At 68.0% G+C, this 22,057-nt stretch carries 19 protein-coding genes; 7 read left to right on the forward strand and 12 right to left on the reverse strand.

Annotated elements, in window-relative coordinates; genetic code table 11:
- Nucleotides 1-96 precede the first annotated feature (96 nt).
- The 4 genes from H7F49_RS00860 to H7F49_RS00875 form a co-directional block, all read right to left on the reverse strand.
- The gene (locus H7F49_RS00860) at nt 97-975 is read right to left on the reverse strand and encodes a Coq4 family protein (RefSeq protein WP_185681664.1); all 879 of its coding nucleotides are present in this window, start codon (nt 973-975) and stop codon (nt 97-99) included.
- Between the two features lie 79 nt (nt 976-1,054).
- Nucleotides 1,055-2,797 (reverse strand): N-acyl-D-amino-acid deacylase family protein, encoded by a 1,743-nt coding sequence (locus H7F49_RS00865; protein ID WP_185681665.1) that lies wholly within the window; start codon nt 2,795-2,797, stop codon nt 1,055-1,057.
- A gap of 215 nt (nt 2,798-3,012) precedes the next feature.
- Complete coding sequence (locus H7F49_RS00870) at nt 3,013-4,176, reverse strand: sulfotransferase family protein (RefSeq protein WP_185681666.1); 1,164 nt, start codon at nt 4,174-4,176, stop codon at nt 3,013-3,015.
- Nucleotides 4,177-4,295: 119 nt separating this feature from the next.
- A complete protein-coding gene (locus H7F49_RS00875; protein WP_185681667.1) occupies nt 4,296-4,715 on the reverse strand; it encodes a steroid Delta-isomerase in 420 nt (139 codons plus the stop codon).
- Nucleotides 4,716-5,084: 369 nt separating this feature from the next.
- Between H7F49_RS00875 and H7F49_RS00880 the strand changes: the two genes are divergently transcribed.
- The 3 genes from H7F49_RS00880 to H7F49_RS00890 all read left to right on the forward strand — a co-directional run bounded on the left by H7F49_RS00880 (nt 5,085) and on the right by H7F49_RS00890 (nt 8,998).
- Nucleotides 5,085-7,610: a TonB-dependent receptor gene (locus H7F49_RS00880; RefSeq protein WP_235981508.1), complete on the forward strand. Its 2,526-nt coding sequence runs from the start codon at nt 5,085-5,087 to the stop codon at nt 7,608-7,610.
- 106 nt (nt 7,611-7,716) lie between these two features.
- Nucleotides 7,717-8,169 carry a nuclear transport factor 2 family protein gene (locus tag H7F49_RS00885; protein ID WP_185681668.1) on the forward strand — a complete coding sequence of 151 codons (453 nt, stop codon included), beginning with the start codon at nt 7,717-7,719 and terminating at the stop codon, nt 8,167-8,169.
- A gap of 49 nt (nt 8,170-8,218) precedes the next feature.
- Complete coding sequence (locus H7F49_RS00890) at nt 8,219-8,998, forward strand: SDR family NAD(P)-dependent oxidoreductase (RefSeq protein ID WP_185681669.1); 780 nt, start codon at nt 8,219-8,221, stop codon at nt 8,996-8,998.
- A 49-nt stretch (nt 8,999-9,047) separates the two neighbouring features.
- Here H7F49_RS00890 and H7F49_RS00895 read toward each other — a convergent pair whose 3' ends face one another.
- On the reverse strand, nt 9,048-9,800 hold the full coding sequence (locus H7F49_RS00895) for an SDR family NAD(P)-dependent oxidoreductase (protein ID WP_185681670.1): 753 nt from the start codon (nt 9,798-9,800) through the stop codon (nt 9,048-9,050).
- 137 nt (nt 9,801-9,937) lie between these two features.
- Here H7F49_RS00895 and H7F49_RS00900 point away from each other — a divergent pair, with 137 nt between their 5' ends.
- Nucleotides 9,938-10,717: an SDR family NAD(P)-dependent oxidoreductase gene (locus H7F49_RS00900; RefSeq protein WP_185681671.1), complete on the forward strand. Its 780-nt coding sequence runs from the start codon at nt 9,938-9,940 to the stop codon at nt 10,715-10,717.
- A gap of 37 nt (nt 10,718-10,754) precedes the next feature.
- On the opposite strand, the gene H7F49_RS00905 is transcribed toward H7F49_RS00900, so the two are convergent.
- Genes H7F49_RS00905 through H7F49_RS00915 form a run of 3 tightly spaced genes read right to left on the reverse strand, consistent with a single transcriptional unit; the run spans nt 10,755 to nt 14,352 of the window.
- Nucleotides 10,755-11,603: a nuclear transport factor 2 family protein gene (locus H7F49_RS00905; protein ID WP_185681672.1), complete on the reverse strand. Its 849-nt coding sequence runs from the start codon at nt 11,601-11,603 to the stop codon at nt 10,755-10,757.
- Nucleotides 11,600-12,706 carry a zinc-binding dehydrogenase gene (locus H7F49_RS00910; RefSeq protein ID WP_185681673.1) on the reverse strand — a complete coding sequence of 369 codons (1,107 nt, stop codon included), beginning with the start codon at nt 12,704-12,706 and terminating at the stop codon, nt 11,600-11,602. The genes H7F49_RS00905 and H7F49_RS00910 overlap by 4 nt, the downstream gene beginning before the upstream one ends.
- Nucleotides 12,707-12,711: 5 nt before the next feature.
- Complete coding sequence (locus H7F49_RS00915; RefSeq protein WP_185681674.1) at nt 12,712-14,352, reverse strand: choline dehydrogenase; 1,641 nt, start codon at nt 14,350-14,352, stop codon at nt 12,712-12,714.
- A gap of 276 nt (nt 14,353-14,628) precedes the next feature.
- Between H7F49_RS00915 and H7F49_RS00920 the strand changes: the two genes are divergently transcribed.
- From H7F49_RS00920 to H7F49_RS00930, 3 genes are all read left to right on the forward strand, one after another.
- Nucleotides 14,629-16,995 (forward strand): TonB-dependent receptor, encoded by a 2,367-nt coding sequence (locus H7F49_RS00920; protein WP_185681675.1) that lies wholly within the window; start codon nt 14,629-14,631, stop codon nt 16,993-16,995.
- A gap of 72 nt (nt 16,996-17,067) precedes the next feature.
- Nucleotides 17,068-17,823, forward strand: a complete 756-nt coding sequence (locus H7F49_RS00925; RefSeq protein WP_185681676.1) for an SDR family NAD(P)-dependent oxidoreductase — start codon at nt 17,068-17,070, stop codon at nt 17,821-17,823.
- Between the two features lie 52 nt (nt 17,824-17,875).
- Nucleotides 17,876-18,685, forward strand: a complete 810-nt coding sequence (locus H7F49_RS00930) for a sugar phosphate isomerase/epimerase family protein (RefSeq protein WP_185681677.1) — start codon at nt 17,876-17,878, stop codon at nt 18,683-18,685.
- Nucleotides 18,686-18,691: 6 nt separating this feature from the next.
- Here H7F49_RS00930 and H7F49_RS00935 read toward each other — a convergent pair whose 3' ends face one another.
- From H7F49_RS00935 to H7F49_RS00950, 4 genes are read right to left on the reverse strand one after another with little or no spacing between them, the layout of a single operon-like run.
- The gene (locus tag H7F49_RS00935; protein ID WP_185681678.1) at nt 18,692-19,225 is read right to left on the reverse strand and encodes a nuclear transport factor 2 family protein; all 534 of its coding nucleotides are present in this window, start codon (nt 19,223-19,225) and stop codon (nt 18,692-18,694) included.
- Nucleotides 19,226-19,230: 5 nt separating this feature from the next.
- A complete protein-coding gene (locus H7F49_RS00940) occupies nt 19,231-19,767 on the reverse strand; it encodes an SRPBCC domain-containing protein (RefSeq protein ID WP_185681679.1) in 537 nt (178 codons plus the stop codon).
- Between the two features lie 13 nt (nt 19,768-19,780).
- On the reverse strand, nt 19,781-20,554 hold the full coding sequence (locus tag H7F49_RS00945; RefSeq protein ID WP_185681680.1) for an SDR family oxidoreductase: 774 nt from the start codon (nt 20,552-20,554) through the stop codon (nt 19,781-19,783).
- A gap of 25 nt (nt 20,555-20,579) precedes the next feature.
- A complete protein-coding gene (locus tag H7F49_RS00950; RefSeq protein ID WP_185681917.1) occupies nt 20,580-22,031 on the reverse strand; it encodes an FAD-dependent oxidoreductase in 1,452 nt (483 codons plus the stop codon).
- Nucleotides 22,032-22,057 lie beyond the last annotated feature (26 nt).

The following is a 22,057-nucleotide window of genomic DNA, read 5'->3' on the forward strand; positions in this document are numbered from 1 at the left end:
TTGTCGGAGCCCGCGGGCCGCCGAAGGACCGGGCCACTTGACCCGCGCGCGGAGGGGTGAGGGCCGGTGCAACGCACACACCGGCCCAGACCGTTTCTACTCCGCCGCCTGGGCCAGCGGCTCGCCGTAGTGCGGATCGTCCTCGTTGCAGAGGCGGTTGGTGTCGTCCCAGCGGTCGTCGATCACCGGGGTGATGTTGAGCTCGCGGCGGATGTCCTCGATCGGCGTGTCGACGTACTTCCGCCAGTCGACCAGCATCAGCGGATAGGCCCAGTTGCGACCCTGTTCGGCGCCCAGGTACTCGGCCTCGAGGTTGACCACCATGGCCTCGGGATAGTGGAGGCCGTCCTTCATGATCGTCTTCGCCTTCAGGTAGTAGGCGATGCGGTTGAAGAAGGCGGTGAGCTCCGGGTGGAAGTAGCGCGCCTTGGCGTGCATGTTGGCGGTGAGCAGCGCCACCTCGCCGCCGTGGTTGGGGCCGAAGCCGGTGATCATGTGTTCGATGTCATGGGTCAGCGCGGTCTGGCGCAGGTAGAAGGTGAAATCGTTGACGACCTGGATTTCCTGGAAGAACAGGTCGAGCTGGTAGCCCGAATTGGCCATGAAGTTGTGGATCGCCGCGCCCAGCGTGCCGGGGGCGCAGTGTTCGGTCTCGGCCAGGGTGAAGTTCGACAGGCTGCGCGTCTCCAGCCATTCGCGGAAGCGCGGCAGGCGCGCCTTCTCCATCTCGAACAGCCCGATGATCCGCGGCATGTCCTCCAGATCGTGGAGGATCTGCGCGACCTCGGGGATATAGGCGGTGTTCGGCAGGTCGGGGCCGTTGCGGCGCAGCATTTCCTGCGCGATCAGCGCGCGCAGCATCGGGTGGTTCAGGTACTTGGACGAACTGACCAGCACCGAGCTTTCGGTGGTCACGGTCTTGATGCCGCCGTTGAAGTAGGCGCGATCCGCATCGCCGATCTGGGCTTCGCTCATGATGGGGTCCTCTCTCCGCTTGTTCTGGATTCGGCGCGGTGGACGGGGGCGCCGCCTGGCACCCCCGTCCCCGCCACGGTTACTCGGCCGCGACGGCCACCGGCACGTCGTCGTTGGCGGGCGAAAGGAATTCGCCCGGGGTGGCGCCGGTGTAGGCGCCGTTCTCGAAGGTTGGCACGCCGTTGACCAGGGTCAGGCGGGTCGGCATCGCCTTGCGGGTGAAGCGCCAAGTGGTGCCGCCGCGCCCGTCGGGCACGTCGTGGGCCTTTTCCATCTCGCGGCGCTGGATCTCGTCCATGTTGAACACCGCAATGTCGGCGCGCTTGCCCACCGCGATCACCCCGCGGTCATGCAGGTTGAAGTGATCGGCGAGCTTGCCGGTCATCACGTTGACGGCCTCCTCGAGGGTGAGCTTGCCCTGCTCGCGGACGTACTGGGTCAGCAGCAGCGCGTTCTCGCCGCCACCGCACAGCATCTGCAGGTGGGCGCCCGCGTCCGAGATGTTGCCGACGGTCTTGGGGTCCTTCATCAGCCCGAGGGTCAGCTCCTCGTCCTTGGGGAAGGGCGCCATGTGCACGGTCGAGCGGGTGCCGTTCTTGAGGATCCAGTCGGCCATCGCGTCGGAGCGGTGCAGGCCCAGGCTGTCGGCATATTCCTTGAGCGTGATGCCGAGCGGACCGGTGCCGTTCTCGCTGTCGAGCAGGAACAGCTCGTGCGGGTTCTTGAGCGGCGAGTGATCCCAGGCCTGGGTGTCCCAGCTCTCGCGGGCGCGGGCGCGCCAGTCCGGATCGGCCAGCAGCGCCGCCTTCTTGCTGTGATCGTCCTCCAGCACGACCTCGTGCCAGACATAGTCGTTCGACTGGGCGAAGATCAGCGACTTGACCAGGCTGAGCGTGGACGTGGGCGAGACGTGGGCATAGCCCGGCCATACGTCGACCCCGGCCTCGCGCATCTTGCGCACCGATTCCTGCATGGCGGGCAGGATGCCCTTCTGGAACTCCAGGGTCGGGATGGCGCCGGCGATCTGGCACTTGATCTTGCGCCCGCCGAGCAGCTTCGCCAGCCGTTCGAGATTGGCCGGGCCGGTCATCCGCATGAAGGTGTCGACGATCACCTGGTAGCAGCAGCCCGGATACTTCTCCATCACGTCGAACAGGGCGAGGAACTCGTCGTCGCTGGCCTTCAGCGTCGGGACCGGGCGGTTCTGGCCGTCATGATCGTGCATGTTGTCCGACAGGCCGAGCGCGCCGGCGGCGAGCGCATCGTCGAGCAGCTCGCACATCTTGGCGATCTCGCTCGGCGTGGCCTCACGGTCCCACGCCTCGACGCCCATCGCCGCCAGGCGGATCGCGATGTGCCCGACATAGGCCGCATAGTTCAGCGGCACGCGGACGTTCTTCTCGACCGAGGCGCGGTATTCGCTCCACGTGTTCCAGTCCCACGGCAGGTTCTGCATGAACGGGCCTTCGGGAATGTCCTCGAAGAACGAGAAGATCCCGATCATTTCGCGCTGGGCCGGCATGTAGCGGTGCAGCGGCGCCGGGGAGAATCCGCAGTTGCCGAGGATCATCGTGGTTGCGCCATAGCCCGGCAGCGGATCGAGATCGGGCTGCCACCACATCGTCCCGTCGTAATGGGTGTGGCTTTCGATGAAGCCCGGGGTGACGTGGCAGTCGGTCGCGTCGAACACCCGCTCGCCCTGCGGCGCGAGGTTCTCGCCGACTTCGGCGATGACGCCGCCGCGCACCCGCACGTCCGCCTTGAAGGCCGGAGCGCCGGTGCCGTCGACGACGGTGCCGTGCTTGATCAGGATATCGGACATGGTGATTCTCCCGTTGTGTTGTTCTTCTTCGATTGTGCGCAGCATAAGGTGCAGCAGGGGATTCCCGAAGCGCAGCCAGGGTGATCGGATCGTCTGGTAATCCATTGCGGATCATCTGGCGATCCGATGCCGCAAGGTCAGATGATCAGCCACCCCTCGCCGAACACCTTGCCGAACACCAGGCTGGCGGCGCGATGGCGGCGCGGCCTTTCGCCTCAGGAGTGGATGAACCGTTCGCGATAGGCCGCGAAGGCCTGGTTGATGGCGGCCTCGTCCAGACCGAACCGGGCGAGCGAATAGTCGTGAGTCGGCCGCTGCTCGCGCTGGTTGCCCGCCATGAACTCGGCGAGCGCGGCCTCGATCCGATCGTCCACGGGAATCCCCATCCGTTCGAGTACCCGCTGCGCCTGGGCCAGCGGCTCGCGCGCGACCTCGCGGTAGTCGATGTCGATGAACCGCGCCTCGCCGATGCGCTCCCGGGCGGCCATGAAGCGGTCCATCCACGCCGCCAGCCGGGGAAACCAGAACGCGCCCACAGCCTTGTCATCTTGTACCGAGTTCAGCTTGTAGAGCGCCGCCTCCATCGACACGTAGCTCGGCACCACGTCCAGCGGATCGCGGTGCGTCATGATCAGCAGCGCGTCGGGGAAGGCCCTGGCGGCGACTTCGGTGTAGGGCAGGTTGGTCGGGCTCTTCAGAATCCACTTGGCGCCGCGGCGCGACGGGTCCTGCCACTGCAGGTATTGCAGGATCGTGCGCAGATCCTCATGGCCCCTGCTCTGGTCGTAGGCATCGAGCCAGGCGGCGAACGACGGCGCGAAGGTCATCGCCTCGACCGCGGTGCCGACGAACATCTGGCCCAGCACGATCACCTCTTCGTCCGGCGCATCCGGGTCGAGCGGATGGATCGAGGCGAGTTCCGGCGACAGTTGCAGCCAGCCGTCGATCATCGCCTGGGCATAGGCGCGCCGCTGCGGCGCCTCGCCCCGACCCTCGCCCGGGAAGGGCGCGAAGTTCTGGCATTCGAACCAGCGCAGCGCGGTCATGCCCGGGGCGCTGGCGAGCAGGCGATGGAAGATCGTGCTGCCGGTGCGCGGCAGGCCCAGGATGATCCCGGCGACCTCGACCCGCTCCTCCCGAATCTCGGGGTGGCGGTGCAGGTCGTCGATCATCCGCAGGCGGCTGGCCAGGCCCTTGACGATCCCCTCGACCTGCCCGGCCAGGCCCTCAGGGGTCAGCTTGCCCTCGGCATGGGCCGCCGCGATGTAGGCGTCCATCGGTTCGATGAACCACTCGTCCCCGAAATCGGTCAACCCGGTCCGCTGGCGAGCGGCGGTGAGCAGCCAATCGCGGTCGAGACGAGGGGTGGAGTCGATCATGGGCCAGTCTCCCGAGTCGCGCCAATTTGCGTAGCGCGCATGGCGCCACAATGCGCATTATGCAGGCATCATGGCAGGACATCGTGCTTCGCGCAAACCTCCAACGCGGCTTGCGGCGCTCAGCCCTCGTTTTGCGCCCCGGCCGCGCCGGTTGCCGGAGCGAGATCGCCCGGACCCCAGTACGCCCGCAGCGCCGTGATCCGGCCGTCGGCATCGAAGGTGCAGGCATCGGCCGTGCGGATCCGCAGCCGCTCTCCGCCCGGCGGCGTGAACTCCACGTCGAACACCACCAGCGCCTCGTTGCCATGGCTGCCACGCAGCGGGGCGACCGGGGTGATGCGGGTGCCGAAGGCAACGGTGTCGGCGAACCAGCGGGGCAGGTCCGCGCCCTGCTTCGGCGGACTGCCGATCGGATCCTCGATCACCGCGCCGGGGGCGAACAGGGCCAGCACGCCGGCCACGTCTCCGGCATTGATCCGGTCGACATAGGCCTGAAGCCCGGCCTTCATCGTCGCTTCGTCGGGGCCGGGGCTGGGCATGGTCGTGGTCCGTACCGGAAGGGATCGGGAGGGAAGTGGCCGATCCGCCGCAGCGGAGCAAGGGGGCGCTGCGATGTTGCACAAATACACCATCGTATCGCTGTCACGTGCGGGAGAGGTGCTACGCAAACTTCAAGACGAATTCGATCTTGCGCATAATTTGCGTAACGACTACTGTCCCCGAAGCGAAAAAAGACCGGGCTGGCACGATCCGGATCCGAGCGATGGGCAAGGGATGCTGACTGCTGCGTGAGCGCGAGAGCCTGCTGCCAAACTGTGTGGCGCCTCGCCTGGGCAATGAGCCTTTCCTCCCCGCGCCCGGCGGACCGTGGTTCCCACGGGGCACTTGGGTTTTGGAGGAGGAAAGGCATGGGTAAATCAATGGAGTACGGTCTGGCCCGCAAGGCCCTGGTGGCCGCTCTGCTGGCGAGCGCGGGCACGGTCGCCCCCCAGGGCGCCATGGCGCAGGAGGCCGGCGAGGCCGCATCCAGCGAAATCATCGTCACCGCCCAGCGCCGTGAAGAGCGCCTGCAGGACGTGCCCATCTCGATCACCGCGATTTCCCGCGATTCGATCCGCGAGCGCGGCCTGAACAGCCTGCAGGACCTGCAGGCTTCGGTCCCCTCGCTGGTCGTCGCACCGAACGGCCAGGCCTCACGCGACGTGATGTCGCCCTCCATCCGCGGCCAGAGCGCCTCGTTCCAGGGTTCGCCCGCGGTCGTGGTCTACATGAACGAAGTGCCGCTGCCGGCGGCGATCACGCTGTCGGGCCAGGGCGGTCCGGGCACCTTTGTCGATCTTCAGAACATCCAGATCCTGGCAGGTGCGCAGGGCACCCTGTTCGGCCGCAACACCACCGGCGGCGCGATCCTGCTGACCCCGGCCAAGCCGACCGACCGGCTTGAGGGCTACCTGCAGGGCGGGCTCGGCAACTACCGGATGGCCGAGCTGGAAGGCGTGATCAACGTGCCGCTGTCGGACCGCGCGCGCATCCGCGTGGTCGCCGCCTCGCGCGACCGCAACGGTTTCACCCGCGACGTGAACTGGAACAAGGACCGTGACGACCAGCACTGGCGCATGGCCCGCGTCGGCCTGTGGCTCGAACCCGTCGAAGGGGTCGAGAACTACACCATGGCCTATTATGGCAAGTCGCACAGCAATGGCTCCGGCTCGATCGCCAAGAGCTTCAACACGCCCTACTTCATCGGCCTGGCGACCCGCCCGATCCCGGTCGGCGGGGGTGTCAACCTGCCGCTCGGCGCGATCGCCCCGCAGTTCAACTTCTGCGGCGCCGGCACTGGCCCGGCGAATTGCAGCTACTACAACAACCTGATCACGCAGCAGCAGCAGTTGGGCATCCGCAAGGTCGCCCACGGCGTGGACGATTTCGCCAGCGTCGAAAGCTGGGGCATCACCAACACCACCGATGCCGAGCTGAACGATGCGCTGAAGTTGCGCAACATCATCAGCTATGCCGAGCTGAAGTCCTACTATTCGAACGACCAGGACGGCACGATCGCTCCGATCTACGACACGGGCTTGACCGCGCTCAGCCGCACTGCCCCCCGCGACTGGTACAAGTTGTTCACCGAGGAACTGCAGTTGCAGGGCACCGGCCTGGACGGCAAGCTGACCTACACGGTCGGCGGCTTCTACTTCAAGCAGTCGCCCGCGGGCCGGATGATCTCCTATTCGACCAACGTCTGCGGTTCGCAGAACCCGGCGGCTTGCCCGATCGGTCAGTCGGAGATCGCGGTCACCAACGAATCGAAAGCGCTTTACGCCCAGGCAACGCTCGATCTCGGGGCCCTCACTCCGGCTCTCGACAAGGTGCGGCTGACCGGCGGCTATCGCTACACCTGGGATTCGGTGGTCGGCACCAACTCGTCGTGGTCCTACTTCCAGCTCGCCAACGGCACCCAGGTGCAGAACGGCTGCTCGTGGAAGCAGGGCACGGTCACCGATCCGCGCACCCAGTGCGCCTTCGGGGCAACACTGAACAGCAAGGCGCCGAACTGGACGATCGGGCTCGATTACCGGCCGAGCGACAACCTGCTGCTGTATGCCAAGGTCACCCGGGGCTACAAGGCGGGCGGTTTCAACGGCTACGCCGTGTTCGAGACCACCCGGACCTTCCAGCCCGAATATGTCACCGACTACGAAGCGGGCTTCAAGTCCGACTTCAACCTGAACGGCATGCGCGGGCGCTTCAACGTCAATGGCTTCTGGATGGACTACAAGGACATCCAGCGCGCCGCGGGCGACTTCAACCGGGCGACCGGCGGCAACGGTGCGGTCACGCTCAACGCCGCTTCGGCCGAGATCAAGGGTGTCGAAATCGACGCCATGGTCCGTCCGGCCGAGTTCCTCGAGGTGGGGGGCAACTACAGCCACATTTCGGCGAAGTACAAGAGCTTCGTCTTCAACTCGAGCTCGGGCGTCTATGACTGCCGGTCGCAGCAGCTGGGTGACCTGTCGTTCGCCAATGCCAACATGACCTGCCGTCCGCTGCAGTACCTCTCGCCGAACATCTTCTCCGCCTATGCCCGGTTCAGCCTGCCGATCCCCGAGAAGGCCGGCAAGATGAGCCTGCTGATGAGCTATAGCTGGTCCGACCGTCAGCCGACCGCGCCGCTCTCGGTCGAAACCTTCCCCAACGGGACCCCGCTCGAGCCGGGCGTGCTGCTGCCCAGCTTCGGGCTGCTCAACGCCACGCTGGACTGGAAGAACGTGCTGGGCCAGCCGTTCGACCTCAGCCTGTTCGGCACCAACCTGACGAACAAGGAATACATCATCACCAACACCGGTGTGTTCCAGTCGATCGGTGCGCAGAGCGTCATGTACGGTGAGCCGCGCATGTACGGCATCCGTCTGCGGGTCCACTTCGGCGGCTGATCCCGCAGCACCGCAACCAGGGGGCCGGTTCGCAAGAACCGGCCCTTCTGCTGAGGCGCGGCGCGGTGATCCGCGGGCTGCGCCGGATCTTCCCGGGAGAGTGCCCATGCTCAGTCTGCAGGAAATCTCCGACCGTCTGGAAATCGACGATCTGCTGGCGCGCTATTGCCATGCGATCGATTCCCGCGACTGGGATGCGCTGGACGCGGTGTTCACCCCCGACGCGCGGATCGACTATTCCGAAACCGGCGGAGCCGCCGGCTCCTATCCCGAGATCAAGGCCTGGCTGCCCCGCGCGCTGGAACGGTTTCCCGCCTACCAGCACATGATCGCCACGACCCGGCTCGAGCTGGAAGGCGATGGCGCGCGGGCCCGGACGATCCTGTTCAATCCGATGGTCCACCGCGACGAGGCGGGCCGGGAGCAGGTGTTCTTCATCGGCCTGTGGTATCGCGACCGGCTGGTCCGGACGGATGCGGGCTGGCGGATCGCGGAACGCCACGAAGAGATGACCTATGCTCACAACGTGCCGGCGATGAGCCCGGCACCGGGGCTCTAGGCGCCCAACCGACACCCACATGCAAACGCAGGCAAAGGACAAGGACAAGATGGGAAGACTGGACGGCAAGGTGGCGATCGTGACCGGCGGCGCGCGCGGGATGGGTGCGGCGACCGTGCGGCGCTTCGTGGCCGAAGGGGCCAAGGTGGCCATTGCCGACGTGCTGGACGAGGCCGGCCAGGCCCTGGCCGCCGAGCTGGGCGAGGCCGCGGCCTTCTGGCATCTCGACGTGACCAGCGAACCGGCCTGGGCCGAGGTGGTCGCCGCGGTCGAGGCGCGCTTCGGCGGGATCGACGTGCTGGTCAACAACGCCGGGGTGCTGCTGTTCAAGAGCCTGCTCGACACCACCAAGGCCGATTACGAGCGCGTGCTCGGGGTCAACCTGGTGGGCGAATTCCTGGGGATCAAGGCCGTGGCCCCGGGCATGATCGCGCGGGGCAAGGGCTCGATCGTCAACATCTCGTCGGTCGACGGGATGAAGGGCGCCAACAGCCTGGTGGCCTATGCCTCGTCCAAGTGGGGCGTGCGCGGGCTGACCAAGGTTGCGGCGATGGAGCTGGGGCACAAGGGGGTGCGGGTCAACTCGGTCCATCCCGGCGGGGTCGATACGATCATGTCCAACCACGACAACCGGCCCCGGACCGAGGTCGACAAGGCCTATACCAACGTCCCGATGCAGCGCATCGGCGGCCCCGAGGAGATCGCCGCGGCCAGCTTGTTCCTGGCGAGCGACGATGCCTCCTATCTCAATGGCGCGGAGATCGTCGTCGACGGCGGGATGATCGTCGGCACCTACTACGATGGCTTCCCCGGCGCCCCGGGTGTGTGATGCCTGACCGCAGGGGCGACCCCGGGGGCGACCCCGGGGTCCCGCTCCGTCAGAACGAGCGGACCTGTCCGCCGTCCACCATCAGGGTCTGGCCGGTGACATAGCTGGCGGCCTCGCTGGCCAGGAACACCGCCGCGGCGCCGATGTCGCTCTCGCAATCGCCGATGCGGCGCAGCGGCACCTTGCCGATCTGCGCGGCGTAGGCCTCGGGGAAGTGCTGACGCCAGATCTCGACCCCGGGGGAGTTGGCGAAGGGGCAGATCACGTTGATCCGCACCCCCTCGGGCCCCCATTCGACCGCTGCGGTCTTGGACAGCGAGCGGATCGCTTCCTTGGCGGCACCATAGGAGGCCTGGGTCGGCATGCCCTCGATCCCGGCCCCGCTGCCGAAGTTGATGACGCTGCCCCGGCTGGCGACCAGATGCGGATAGGCGGCCTGCATCAGCAGGAAGGTGGCCCACAGCCCGGTCCCCAGGGCGAGGTCCATCGCCTCGACCGTCGTGTCCTTGAGCAGCAACTGCTGCGAGGCCTGGGCGGCATTGACCAGGGTATCGAGCCGGCCGAAGCGACGCACGGCCTCGTCCACCACGCCCGGCAGGGCGGCCCGGTCCATCAGGTCGACGGCCAGGAAGGCGACATCCCCGAAGGCACCCAGCTCGGCCGCGGTCGCCTCGCCCAGGTCCTGTTCCCGATCGACGATCAGCACCTTGGCCCCGGCCTTGACGAAAGCGGCGGCCACCCCCTTGGCGACGCCCCGGGCTCCGCCGGTCACGATCGCGACCTTGCCGTCGAGCTGCTTCATCTCCGATTCCCCTCTGATTGCCGAAATGCGTTCTGCAGATGCGCTGCGGCTATCATGAATGATGATTATTGGTCTATAGATGACCAACGATTGCGCAGAACAAGGCCGTATCGCGTGACGAACTGGAGAGATGAACGATGACCGATCTCGATCCCCAGCTTGGTGCCCCCGGAACCGGGGTGGTGGTGACCGGCGGTGCCTCGGGCATTGGCCTTGCGGCGGCGCGGGCGCTGGCCGCGGTCGGGCGGCCGGTGTCGCTGTGGGACATCAACGCCGAGGGCGCCAACGCCGAGGCGGCGGCGATCAGCGCGCGCTATGGCGTGGCGGCGAACGGGCTCGCGGTCGACCTGCGCAATCCACAGGCGGTGACCCCGGCGGCCCTCGCCACGCGGGCGGCGCTGGGCCCGATCGGCGGCTTCGTCCACTGCGCCGGTACGGCCCCGATGACCGGGATCGACGGGGTCACTCCCGATCTGTTCGATGCCGGCATGGCGCTGCACGTGCGCGCGATCGTGCTGCTCGCCCAGGCCTTCCGCGAGGACATGCGCGCCAATCCGGGCAGCGCCATCGTTGCCACCGCCTCGATCAATGCCTGGTTCGGCAATGCCGGAATCCCGATCTACACCGCCGCCAAGGGGGCGGTGATCTCGCTGGTCCGGTCCATGGCCGACGAACTCGCCGCCGATGGCATCCGCATCAACACGGTCAGCCCCGGGATGATCGACACGCCGATCATGGACGAGCAGACCAAGGCCTACATGCACGGCGTCTTTGACCGGCGCATCCTGCTGGGCCGCTTCGGCCAGCCCGAGGAGCTGGGCCGCATGATCCGCTTCCTGATGTCGAACGAGGCCAGCTACATCACCGCCAGCGAGTTCCTGGTCGACGGAGGCATCCGCCACTCGCAGCGGCCCTGAGCGCTGGGCAGCGCAGCGGCGGGCGCGCGGCCGGTCGTCAGTCCGGAGCGGGATAGAGCACGCCGGGATCGCCGCTGTGGCTCTGCCAGACCGCGTCGCGCCGGACGATCCGCCAGCCCTCCGGTCGCAGCGCCCAGCGGTCGCGGTATTCGCCGTTGGTATCGAACACCGGGCCGACCGGATCGTCACGGCGCTGGTGGCGGGCCTGGACATAGGCCCGGCTGACGGCGCTCTGCCGGTCCGGGCCGATCTCCACCACGATGCTGCCGATCAGGTGCTGCGACGGGCCGCAGAGGTCCAGGAAGCGCCGCATGTTCGCGGTCAACGCCGCCATGCCGGCCTGCTCGCCCAGGCCATAGTCGAAGGTCAGGTCGGCGGCGAACACGTCGCCCAGGGCGGCCCAGTCCTTGGTGTCGAGCACGCGGGCAAAGCGCGCGAGCCCGTCGCGCACGGCCCGTTCGGCGCGCAGCACGGCCAGCTCGTCGGCCAGCTCGGCGATCCCGGCGGGGAGGGCGCCCACCGCGGTCTCGGAGACGACGAACATCCGCGTCGCCGCCCGGTCGAACAGGTGTTCCTCGTCCTCGGCGATGGCGCGGGCGATGGCCGGATCGGCCGCCCGGGCGACGAACCGGTCGTAGGTCGCGCGATCGGCAAACCGCAGTTCGCTGACACAGTCGAAGTCGATCGCCGCCACCGGACTGGTGAAGGCCCCCGCCGGCTCGACGTAGTTGCGGCGGTACTCGCCGATCTCGGGGAGGAGCGCGCGGATCAGCGGGGCATGGCGGGTTTCGTAATAGGCCACGAACGCCTCCCGGCTCAGCCCCGGCTTGCAGCGCAGCAGCGCGATGGCCTTCACCGGCCGCCCTCCGGGGGCGGGCCCGCTCATGCTCCCTCTCCGCCGAAGCGGACCACCGTGCGCACCGCCTCGCCGCGCTTCATCATCGCAAACCCCTCGTTGACCCGATCCATCGGCAGGCGGTGAGTCACCAGGTCGGCCAGGTTGAGCCGCCCGGCGACATAGTGGTCAAGCAGGCCGGGGAGCTCGCTGCGGCCTTTCATGTTGCCCATGAACGATCCCTTCACGGTCCGCCCCAACTGGAGCTGGAACGGCACCAGCGACAGGGTCTGGCCGTCCGGCGGGACCCCCAGCACCACGGTGCAGCCCCAGCCGATCCGCGTGCAATCGACCGCCTGGGCCATCAGCGCCGCGTTGCCGACGCATTCGAAGGCATAGTCCGCGCCCGCGCCGCCGGTCAGGGCCCTGATCGCCGCGACGGTATCGGTTTCGCCGCCATGAACAAAGTCGGTCATCCCGAAGCGGCGGCCCTGGCCATCGCGCAGCGGATTGATGTCCACCCCGATGATCCGGCTCGCCCCGGCCAGCCGCGCGCCCTGGACGACGTTGAGCCCGATCCCGCCCAGCCCGAACACGGCGACCGTGGAGCCGGCGGTCACGTGGGCGGTGTGGAGCACCGCGCCGACCCCGGTCGCGACCGAGCAGGCGATCGTGCAGGCGAGGTCGAACGGGACGTCGCGGCGGATCTTTGCGACGTTGCGTTCGGCCATGACCAGGTGCCGGGCCAGGGCGCCGACCCCGGTGTAGGCCGACACCTTCCGCCCGTGCAGCGCGAAGGGCGAGGGCTGGGCTGCCATGTCGGCCAGGAACAGTTCGCACAGGTTGGTCCGTCCCGAGCGGCAATGGCTGCACTGCCCGCATTCGCCGATCCCCAGCGCGATGACATGATCGCCGACCGCCAGGCTGGTCACCGCCGCGCCCGCCGCGCGGACCACGCCGGCGGCCTCGTGTCCGACCACCACGGGGAAGGGATAGGGCGCGGCCTTGCCCTCGATCTGGCTGAGATCGGTGTGGCACAGCCCGCTGGCCATGACCTCGATTAGCACCTCGTCCGGGCCGGGGGGTGCAAGGTCCAGCTCTTCCAGCACCAGCGGGGCGTTCGGCGCATGGCACACCATCGCGTGGGTCTTCATCCCTGTCAGCTCCTTGGGCGGGGGTCTTCGGGCGCGGGCGCGGGGCGGCCCAGGATCAGGTCGGCCGCCTTCTCGGCGATCATCGCCACGGGGATCGCCGTGTTGCCTCCGGGCAGGTGCGGCATCACCGAGGCATCGACCACGCGCAGCCCGGCCAGCCCGTGGACCCGCAGCTCGGCATCGACCACCGCCAACCGGTCCGCGCCCATCCGGGCCGTGCTGGTCGAATGATAGTCCGCCTCGGCGGCCGCGCGGATGTGGGCATCAAGTTCGGCATCGCTCCGGATCTCGGGCCCGGGTGCCAGCTCCTCGCCGCGCACCTCGTCGAAGGCGGGCTGGGCGAAGATGTGCCGGGCGATGCGGATGCCCGCGCGCATGACCTCGCGATCGCGTTCGGTGCCGTTGTAGTTCTGATCGATAACCGGCGGGATGGTCGGGTCGGGGCTCGCCAGAGTCACCTGCCCGCGCGCTTCGGGGCGGGCCACGTTGATATGGGCATAGAAGCCGTGCATCGGCACCAGCGTCTGCCCGTTGTGCGCAAACAGGGCCGAAACCAGCAGCATCTTGATGTCAGGCTCGTCGAGCACCGGATCGGAGCGGACGAAGCAGGCCACCGACATGCCCGGATCGGCCAGCGGCCCGCGGCGGGTCATCAGGTACTGGCCCATGGCGAGCGCCCCGCGCAGCGGGTTGAGATAGCGCAGCATCGACCACGGCTTGGTCGAGCGATGCTTGACGTGAGTGGCGAGGTGATCCTGCAGGCCCTGCCCCACGCCGGGAAGATCGGCCACGACGGGGATGCCATGCTCGGTAAGATGGCCACCCGGTCCGACTCCCGAGATCATCAGCAGTTGCGGGGTGTTGATCGCCCCGGCCGAGAGGATCACTTCGCGTCGCGCCACCGCTGTGCGCAAGGCGCCGTCCTGGGTGAATTCCACCCCGGTGGCCCGCGGCCCGTCGAACCGGACCCGCCGGGTCAGGGCCCCGGTCAGCACGGTCAGATTGCGCCGTCGCAGCACAGGGCGCAGATAGGCCGATGCCGCGCTCGACCGTCGCCCCCGCCCGATGGTGAGGTCGACCGCGCCGAACCCGTCGCGCTGGGCGCCGCTGAGATCGTCGCTGAGCGGATAGCCCGCCTGGGCCCCGGCCTGCAGGAACGCGCGGGCGAAGGGGTGGTCCTGGCCGGCGCGGGTGACCTGGATCGGCCCCTCCGCCCCGTGCCACGCATTCCGGGCCGGATGGAAGCTTTCCAGCCGGCGGAAATAGGGCAGGACCTCGGCGAAGGACCAGCCGCGGTTGCCGGCCTGGGCCCAGCGGTCATAGTCCGAGGCGAACCCGCGGTCATAGGCCATGCCGTTGATCGACGATCCGCCGCCCAGCACCTTGCCGCGCGGCAGGTAAAGGACGCGGCCGTCCAGATGCTCCTGCGGCGCCGAGACATAGGGCCAGGCGTGGCGGCCGGACATCATCAGCGGCAGCAGCCCGCCCGGCGCAGCGATCAGCGGGCTGGAATCGCGTCCCCCGGCCTCGATCAGGAGGACGCGAAGGGCTGGGTCCGTGGACAGCCGGTTGGCGAGAATGCATCCGGCGACCCCGCCGCCGACGATCACGTAATCGAAATCCAGCGGGTCAGCAGCCTGGTTCATTGTGCCTCTCCCGCGACACGGAGCGATTGTCTGCCCATTTGCGTAGCAGATAATCCGCTCTCTGACGCATGTTTCGATCAAGCCCGGGGCCGTGTCAAATCCTCCGCGTCCTGACCCAGTCACGCCGGGGTGTTGCAGAATTGCGTAGCTTATGGACAATTCACACAGCGAAATAACTAGCAACATTGCGGTTCCTTGCGAGAAACACTAAGGACCAACGCAATCAAGGCTACGCGGCTGTCGTCAGTGACGCTTGCCCATCAGGAGAGGAAAACCATGAGAACCCTGTTGAACGCCACGGCGCTTGTCACCCTGGCCTCCTTCGCCGTTCCCGCGGCTGCTCAGAACGCATCGCAGCCGGCGACCCAGGCCTCCCCGCAGGATCAGGCGGACGACGGACTCGGCGCGATCGTGGTGACCGCGCAGAAGCGGGCCGAAAACGTGCAGGACGTGCCGATCGCGATCTCGGCGGTGGGCACGGCCTATCTGGAAAGCCGCGGGGTCGATTCGATCGACAAGCTCGGCGCGATTGCCCCGAACGTGAAGATCGAACGCGCGCCCTCGTCCAAGACGATCTCGCAGATCTCGATCCGCGGCTCGGTCACGATCAATCCGGCGATCACCTGGGAACCCGCGGTCGGGCTCTATCTGGATGGGGTCTACATCGCCAAGGCGCAGGGTTCGATCTTCGATGTCGCCGACCTTGAACGGGTCGAAGTGCTGCGCGGGCCGCAGGGCACGCTCTATGGCCGCAACGCGCTGGCCGGCGCGGTCAACCTGGTCACCAAGAAGCCCTCGGGCGAGGCCGGCGGCCTGGCCGAGGTGACCTATGGCAGCTTCAACGAAGTGAAGGTCCGCGGCGTGCTCGACCTGCCGCAGATGGGCATCCTCTCGGCCAAGGTCTCGGGCCAGTACCGCCGCCGCGACGGCCTGATCAACATTGTGCCGAACCCGGTGCCGGGCGTCCCCGCAGCCGGCGCCCCCAAGGTCTCGGAGACCGACACGATCCGCAATGGCAGCTTCATGGTCCAGCTGCGCGCGGAACTGTCCGATGCGCTGACCGCCGACTACACCTTCGACTATTCCGAGGCCGACCAGACCCCGCCGTTCTCGCAGCTCCTGTCGGTCAACCGCAACCGCGATCCCCGGGATATCTTCGATCCGGCCGGGCCGAGCTATGCCTTCGGCGGGGCCTTTTTCCCGCTCGACAAGTACACCAACCGCACCCGGGTGGAGACCGCTTCGATCGACGGGCAGGTCTATGAACGGTCGCGCAGCTATGGCCATGCGCTGACCCTCACCGCCGATCTGGGCGCGGCGACGCTCAAGTCGATCACCGCGTACCGCAACCTCAAGTGGTCCGACGGGCTCGACCTCGATGGTTCGCCGCTGCCGGTCGCCTACACCCAGCGCATCACCAACTACCATGCCTGGAGCGAGGAACTGCAGCTGACCGGCAACGCCTTTGCCGACCGCCTGTCCTATGTCCTCGGCGCGTTCTATTTCGACGAGACCGCCTTCACCAACAATCCGCAGTCCTATTTCGGCGGCGGCACCGATCTGGATTCGCGCTACGGGGCGCTGACCAAGGCCTTCGCGCTCTATGCCCAGGCCGACTACAAGCTGACCGACGCGCTCAAGCTGACGCTCGGGGCCCGCTACACCCACGAGAAGAAGGACATGTCGCGCTTCTTCCGGGTCAACCGCGATGTCGCCAACGGCATCCTGACCCCGCTGGTGGTCGCCGATATCCCCTACAGCAAGGTCAACGACGCCAAGTACAACGACTTCTCGCCCGCCGCGACGCTGAGCTACGAGATCACGCCCGAGATCAACACCTACGCGCGCTTCGCCAAGGGCTTCAAGTCGGGCGGTTTCAACGGCGAAACCAACGTGTTCGGCGCGCCGTCCGCGGCCTGCCCCTCGGGCGCGGCCGAACTGTGCAATCCCTACAAGCCGGAGAAGGTCGACAGCTACGAGATCGGCTTCAAGACCCGCCTGCTCGACAACCGCCTGGTGCTGAACGTCGCGGCCTTCCGGGATGAGCACAAGGACATCCAGCTTTCGATCTTCACCGCCAGCACCGGCGCCGCCTCGGTCGTGCGCAATGCGGCGGCGGCGCGGATCCAGGGCCTGGAGTTCGAGGCCGTGCTGCGGCCGATCGATGCGATCACGATCAACGGTTCGCTCGCCTTCCTCGATGCGACGTACAAGAGCTACATCGACGGTGGTGTGGACGTGTCCAAGAACCGCGCCTTCCCCCATGCGCCCAAGACCACGGCCTCGGCCGGGATCGACTGGAAGGTCATCCAGGGCGATTGGGGCAAGCTCAACATCTATGGCGATCTCAGCTACGTCTCGAAGTACTATACCTTCCCCTATGCCCTGACCGCTCCGGCCCGATCGGACCAGGTGGCCGGGACCACCGAGTCGCCCGGCCGGACCATCGTCAACTTGCGCGCCACCGTCGGCGAGATCCCGCTCGGCGGTGCCACGGTCGACGTCTCGGCCTTCGTCCGCAACCTCACCAAGGAACGCGATCCCAGCAACTTCATCGATTTCGGCCCCGGTTTCGGTGGTCTGCTGCTGGGCTACTTCCCTGATCCCCGCACCTTCGGGGTGACGGCGGGGATCCGGTTCTGATCGGCTGACCGGGACAGCACCGAGACCCGCGAAACCGGGCCCGGTGCTGTCGGTTTTTGCGGGAGAGAGAGAATGACAGGTACAGGCGAATTCGCCGGCAAGACGGTTCTCGTCACCGGAGCTGCCTCCGGCATCGGCCGGGCCACGGCGATCCGCTTCGCCGCCGAAGGGGCCCGGGTCACCATCGGCGACCGGAACGTGGCCGGGCTGGAGGAGACCGCCGGGATGATGGCCGGTGCCCCGATCGTCCAGCCTTATGACGCGGTCGATCCGGCCTCTTGCCGCGCCCTCGTCGCGGCCGCGGCGGGCGACGGGCTCGACGTGGTGTGCAACATCGCCGGCATTCTCAAGTGGGGGCCCTCGGAAACCTTCGCGGTCGAGGATTTCGAACTCGTCCTGAAGATCAACACCACCAGCGTCTTCGCGGTCAGCCAGGCCGCCTTGCCCCACCTGATCCGCAGCAAGGGGGTGATCGTCAACACCGCCTCGGCCGCAGGCCTGTCCGGGATTGCCTACAATGCCGCCTACTCGGCGTCCAAGCACGCGGTGGTCGGTCTGACCAAGAGCATGGCCGTCGAATTCGCGGCCAAGGGCGTGCGCGTGAACGCGATCTGCCCCGGCCACGTCGAAACGCCGATGACCGCCCAGGTCCCGCCGATGGAGGGCGACATGGACTGGGCGCTGGTGATGCGCAACGCGCCCAAGCTGCTCGACGGGTCCTGCTCGCCCGACGATATTGCCGACCTGTTCGCCTTCCTCGCCAGCGATCGGGCCCGCAAGATCACCGGGGCCACCTTCGCCGTCGACGGCGGGCAACTGGCGGGTTGACCGGCGGGTCCGGGCCGATGAGGCTGCCGATCGTGCCCATCAGGACCGGATCATGACCCGCCGCCTCGCGCTCGACCATATCACCGTCCCCGATGCCGGTCCGGTGGCGCTGGTCGAGCTTGCCGCCGCCACCGGTTGTGCCGGGATCGGGCTGTTCCTCCATCCGATGGAGGTGCTGCCGCTGATGCCGGCGTTCGAGCTGATCGGCAGCGCCCCGGCCCGGCGCGAGCTGCGCGCCGCGCTGCGCGATCGGGGCGTGACGCTCGACCTGGCCTATCCGTTCACCCTGGCCAGCCGGACCGAGCTGGCCGGGCTCCTCCCGACGCTCGATTGCGCGGCCGAGCTGGAGGCAGAGGCGATCAACGTGCTGGTCTATGATCGCGATCCGGCGCGGCGGGCCGATCACTTCGCGGGGCTTTGCGATCTGGCCCGGGCGCGCGGGCTGAACGTCGCGGTCGAGTTCTTCCCGGCCAGCCAGGTGCCCTCGCTGGCCGCCGCGATCGACCTGGTGGCACCCGTGGACCGGCCGGGCGAGGTCGGGATCAATGTCGACCTGCTCCACCTGATGCGCAGCCACACCACCCTGGCGCAGCTTGCTGCGGCCCCCGCCGGGACCGTGCTCTATGCCCAGGTGGCCGACGGCCCGATCGCGGCCCCGTCCGACCCCGCCGGCGAAGCGCGCGGTGCGCGTCGCCTGGTGGGGGACGGGGTCTTCGACGTGGCCGGGTTCGTCGCGGCCCTGCCCTCCGACTGCCCGATCGGCGTCGAGATTCCGCGCGACGCGCTGGTCGGGCAGGAGCCCGCGCTGACGCGGGCCAAGGCGGCGGTCGCCAGCCTGCGCGGCGCCCTGGGCGAGGGTTGAGGCGGCCTACTCCTCCCAGGTGATCAGGTGGCTGATGTCGGTGCGCTCTTCCGGCTTGCGCCCGGTGGTGGCGAGGCGCGCGACGCTGGCCCGGCCGCCCATCGCGCTGAACTTGGTCAGGACCTCGATCACCCGGTCGTAATAGGTCGAGGCGATCCGCCAGATCCCGCCCTCGCGCCGATAGACGTCGGTGTAGATCGCCGTGCCGAAGGTGTGATCGTCCTTCTCCAGATCGATGAACACGTCCTCCAGGTACCAGATGCCGGTGGCGGAGTTGTCGCCGGTCACCGCGATCTCGGGCATGTGCCCGTGGTGCATGGCCAGGCAGCCCGAATGGAACGAGTTGCACAGGAACTCGACCATCGCCTCGCGCCCCTTGAGCGAGACCTTGTAGGTGCCGCCGTTGTAAGTGCAGGCCACGTCGGCGGTGAACAGGTCGGGCAGCATGGCCCAGTCGCCGGTGTCGATCGCGCGGAAGTAGCGGTGCTTGAGGATCTTGATCTCCTCCATGTCGGACAGCTGCTGCAGCGTGAAGGGCATGGTGGTCAGGCTCCGTGGTTGGTCTGGGCGGCGTGGATCGCCTCGGCCCGGGCCTTCAGCGCGCGGGCGGTGTCATCGAAGGCGCGCTTCACCCAGGGCCCGGCGAAGCGGAACACGTGGATGCCGTTGGCGCCGAGGAAGGCGTCGGTGGAGAAGTACCGGCACGACGTCTCGCCGGTCGGCTCGATCACCTGGTCGCGCCGGGCCGGGTAGGGCCAGAAGTCCGAATGCTTCATCTCCCACGAGATCAGCCGCTCGGGCACCTTGGCGCAGATGTACTCGCAATTGGGCACCAGGGTGCCCGGGACGGCGTAGTTGACCAGCGTCATGTCGACCGCGGCCCCCATGTCCAGCGTCGAGACCGCGCGGACGCAGAAGGGGTTCCATTCGGCGTAGCGCGGCATGTCGCACAGGATGTCCCAGACCACCCGCGCCGGGGCGGCGATCTCCACGGTCTCGCTGACCGTCACCGCGTCGGGGTCGAACCCCTGCACCGGGTCCTCGGCCAGGGTCGGCGCCGTTGTCATCCAGTCGAGCAGCATGGCTTGGTCCTCCTCAGGCCGCGACCCAGTCGCCGCCGTTGACGTCGAGCATGGCGCCGGTGATCTCCGAGGCATAGTCCGACAGCAGGAAATAGACCGCCTTGGCGCAGTCCGCGTCGGGCGGGATGTGGCCCACCGGAATCTCCGAGCCGCGCTGCGCCAGGAAGGCCGCGCCCGCCTCCGGGCCCATGGTGTCGGCGAAGCCCTGGAGGGGGGCGCCGAGCATCCAGCCCATCAGCGCGGTGTTGACCCGGATCCCGGTCCCGGCGAACTCGATCGCGAGGTGGCGGGTCAGGTGGTTGAGCGCGCCTTTGGCCATGCCGTAGCCGCCCTCGCCGGGAAACGGCTTGCGGGTGCACAGGGTCGAGATGTTGACGATCGCGCCCGACCCTTGCGCTTTCATCGCCGGATAGACCGCCTTGCACATCCGGAGCGCCCCGGCTGCACCCACGTTGAACGCCTGGAGCACCTGCTCCAGATCGTGCTCGATCAGCGGGCCCCAGTCGGGATGGTAGTAAGCCGAGTTGACCAGGCCGTCGATCCGTCCCCACTTGGCCAGCGCGGCGGCGGCGGCGGCCTCGCACTGGTCCTGCTGGGTCACGTCGAGCGGGACGGCGATCGCCTCGCCGCCGCTGCTGACGATGTCGTGGGCGACGGCTTCGATGGCCTCTCTCGAACGGGCGGTGACCACCACCCGGGCGCCTTCGCGCGCGGCGCCGCGGCAGGCGGCCTGGCCCATGCCGGGGCCTGCCCCGGTGACGATGACGACCTTGTCCTTGAGGATCATGGCAGGCTCTCCCGTTGTCGGCGGCTCAGGCGGCCGCTTTGATGCCGGCCTGACGGCCGAAGAAGGTGCAGTCGGCCAGGCTCATGCCCGACGAGTAGCCATGGCCCCAGGCCGGCAGGCCCGAGGTGCAACGGCCGGCAGCGAACAGGCCGGGGATCGGCGTCCCGCCGTGGTCCAGCACCTCGGCATCGGCACTGGTGCGAAGCCCGCCGAGGGTGAAGAAGCTGAAGTAGCTCGCCTCGAAGTTGAGTTCGAGCGCCACGAACGGACCCTGGTCCAGCGGGGTGAGGATCGGCGGCTGCTTGTCGAACAGCGGATCACGGCCCTCCCGCGCATGGCGGTTGTAGAGGTCCATGGTCGCGGCCAGTGTGCCGGCCGGCATCTCCAGCTCGGCCTCGACCTCGTCCCAGGTCTCGCCGGTTCCGGCGATGGACATGCGGGCGAAGTCCATCGGCTGGACGAAGTGGGCATTGTCGAGCAGCAGGTAGACCTTGCCCCCCGGCTGGTCGACCGCGCAGCGGCTGACCCGGCCGTGGTAGCAGTCCTCGTTGATGAAGCGCTGCCCCATCACATTGACGAAGACGCCGTAGGCATGGCTTTCCGGCATGGTCCACGGGCAGGTGGTGAAGAATTGGTCCATATGGATCGCCTCGCCGCCGACCGACTGGCCCAGCTCGATCCCGACGCCGTCGTCCTTGTCGCCAATGGGATCACGCAGCTTGAACGTCTCGGGGCAGTGCTTGCGCCGCATCGCCTCGTTGAACACGAAGCCCCCGGTGGCGAGCACCACGCCCTTGCGGGCGGAGACGAAGCGGTCGCGGTTGTCGATCCGCACCACCGCGCCGACCACCCGCGGGCCTTCGACGATCAGGGCCACCGCTCGGGCATCGGGGACGATCGTCGTGCCGAGATCGCGGGCGCGGGCCTCCAGCACGTCGACCAGCGGGCGCCCGCCGCCCCAGCCCATGTGCTGGATGACGTGGCCGCGCGGCGCCGGCCTGGCCTGCTTGTAAAAGGGGGCGGCCGCCTCGCTGCCCGACCAGATCAGGGTGGAATCATCGGTCGGTTCGATCACCTTGCCGGGCAGGTAATTGCCGCGATAGGGCACGCCCTGGTCCTTGAGCCACTGGTAATGGGCCAGCGCCTCACGCCCATAGCGTTCGCACTTGGCCTCGTCGACGCAGGGCCCGCCGGCCAGCTTGAGATAGGTGGTGAAGTCCTCGACCGTGTCGGTGAACCCGGCCGCGACCTGCGCATCGGTGCCGCCGCCGATATAGATCTCGCCCCCGGACAATGCCGAGGCGCCCCCGCTGCCCGAGCTGCGCTCGAACAGCATGACCTCGGCCCCGGCTCCGCGCGCCTCGATCGCGGCGCAGGCCCCGGTCGCGCCGAAGCCGATCACCGCCACGTCGGTCTCGAAATCCCACTGCGGGACATCAGCGGCGTTCAGCGGCCGGTACTGCGAATAGTCGCCCATAATCCTCTCCATGCGCGCCGGATTCT

Source organism: Novosphingobium aerophilum, from assembly GCF_014230305.1.
Lineage (GTDB): Bacteria > Pseudomonadota > Alphaproteobacteria > Sphingomonadales > Sphingomonadaceae > Novosphingobium > Novosphingobium aerophilum.

What these genes read in the sequence shown, in the direction of transcription:
- H7F49_RS00910 (WP_185681673.1), bottom strand. Translation starts at nt 12,706, where the DNA reads ATGAAGACCCACGCGATGGTGTGCCATGCGCCGAACGCCCCGCTGGTG.
- H7F49_RS00870 (WP_185681666.1), bottom strand. Translation starts at nt 4,176, where the DNA reads ATGATCGACTCCACCCCTCGTCTCGACCGCGATTGGCTGCTCACCGCC.
- H7F49_RS00925 (WP_185681676.1), top strand. Translation starts at nt 17,068, where the DNA reads ATGACAGGTACAGGCGAATTCGCCGGCAAGACGGTTCTCGTCACCGGA.
- H7F49_RS00940 (WP_185681679.1), bottom strand. Translation starts at nt 19,767, where the DNA reads ATGCTGCTCGACTGGATGACAACGGCGCCGACCCTGGCCGAGGACCCG.
- H7F49_RS00880 (WP_235981508.1), top strand. Translation starts at nt 5,085, where the DNA reads ATGGGTAAATCAATGGAGTACGGTCTGGCCCGCAAGGCCCTGGTGGCC.
- H7F49_RS00885 (WP_185681668.1), top strand. Translation starts at nt 7,717, where the DNA reads ATGCTCAGTCTGCAGGAAATCTCCGACCGTCTGGAAATCGACGATCTG.
- H7F49_RS00935 (WP_185681678.1), bottom strand. Translation starts at nt 19,225, where the DNA reads ATGCCCTTCACGCTGCAGCAGCTGTCCGACATGGAGGAGATCAAGATC.
- H7F49_RS00865 (WP_185681665.1), bottom strand. Translation starts at nt 2,797, where the DNA reads ATGTCCGATATCCTGATCAAGCACGGCACCGTCGTCGACGGCACCGGC.
- H7F49_RS00890 (WP_185681669.1), top strand. Translation starts at nt 8,219, where the DNA reads ATGGGAAGACTGGACGGCAAGGTGGCGATCGTGACCGGCGGCGCGCGC.
- H7F49_RS00900 (WP_185681671.1), top strand. Translation starts at nt 9,938, where the DNA reads ATGACCGATCTCGATCCCCAGCTTGGTGCCCCCGGAACCGGGGTGGTG.
- H7F49_RS00920 (WP_185681675.1), top strand. Translation starts at nt 14,629, where the DNA reads ATGAGAACCCTGTTGAACGCCACGGCGCTTGTCACCCTGGCCTCCTTC.
- H7F49_RS00915 (WP_185681674.1), bottom strand. Translation starts at nt 14,352, where the DNA reads ATGAACCAGGCTGCTGACCCGCTGGATTTCGATTACGTGATCGTCGGC.
- H7F49_RS00895 (WP_185681670.1), bottom strand. Translation starts at nt 9,800, where the DNA reads ATGAAGCAGCTCGACGGCAAGGTCGCGATCGTGACCGGCGGAGCCCGG.
- H7F49_RS00930 (WP_185681677.1), top strand. Translation starts at nt 17,876, where the DNA reads ATGACCCGCCGCCTCGCGCTCGACCATATCACCGTCCCCGATGCCGGT.
- H7F49_RS00950 (WP_185681917.1), bottom strand. Translation starts at nt 22,031, where the DNA reads ATGGGCGACTATTCGCAGTACCGGCCGCTGAACGCCGCTGATGTCCCG.
- H7F49_RS00860 (WP_185681664.1), bottom strand. Translation starts at nt 975, where the DNA reads ATGAGCGAAGCCCAGATCGGCGATGCGGATCGCGCCTACTTCAACGGC.
- H7F49_RS00905 (WP_185681672.1), bottom strand. Translation starts at nt 11,603, where the DNA reads ATGAGCGGGCCCGCCCCCGGAGGGCGGCCGGTGAAGGCCATCGCGCTG.
- H7F49_RS00875 (WP_185681667.1), bottom strand. Translation starts at nt 4,715, where the DNA reads ATGCCCAGCCCCGGCCCCGACGAAGCGACGATGAAGGCCGGGCTTCAG.
- H7F49_RS00945 (WP_185681680.1), bottom strand. Translation starts at nt 20,554, where the DNA reads ATGATCCTCAAGGACAAGGTCGTCATCGTCACCGGGGCAGGCCCCGGC.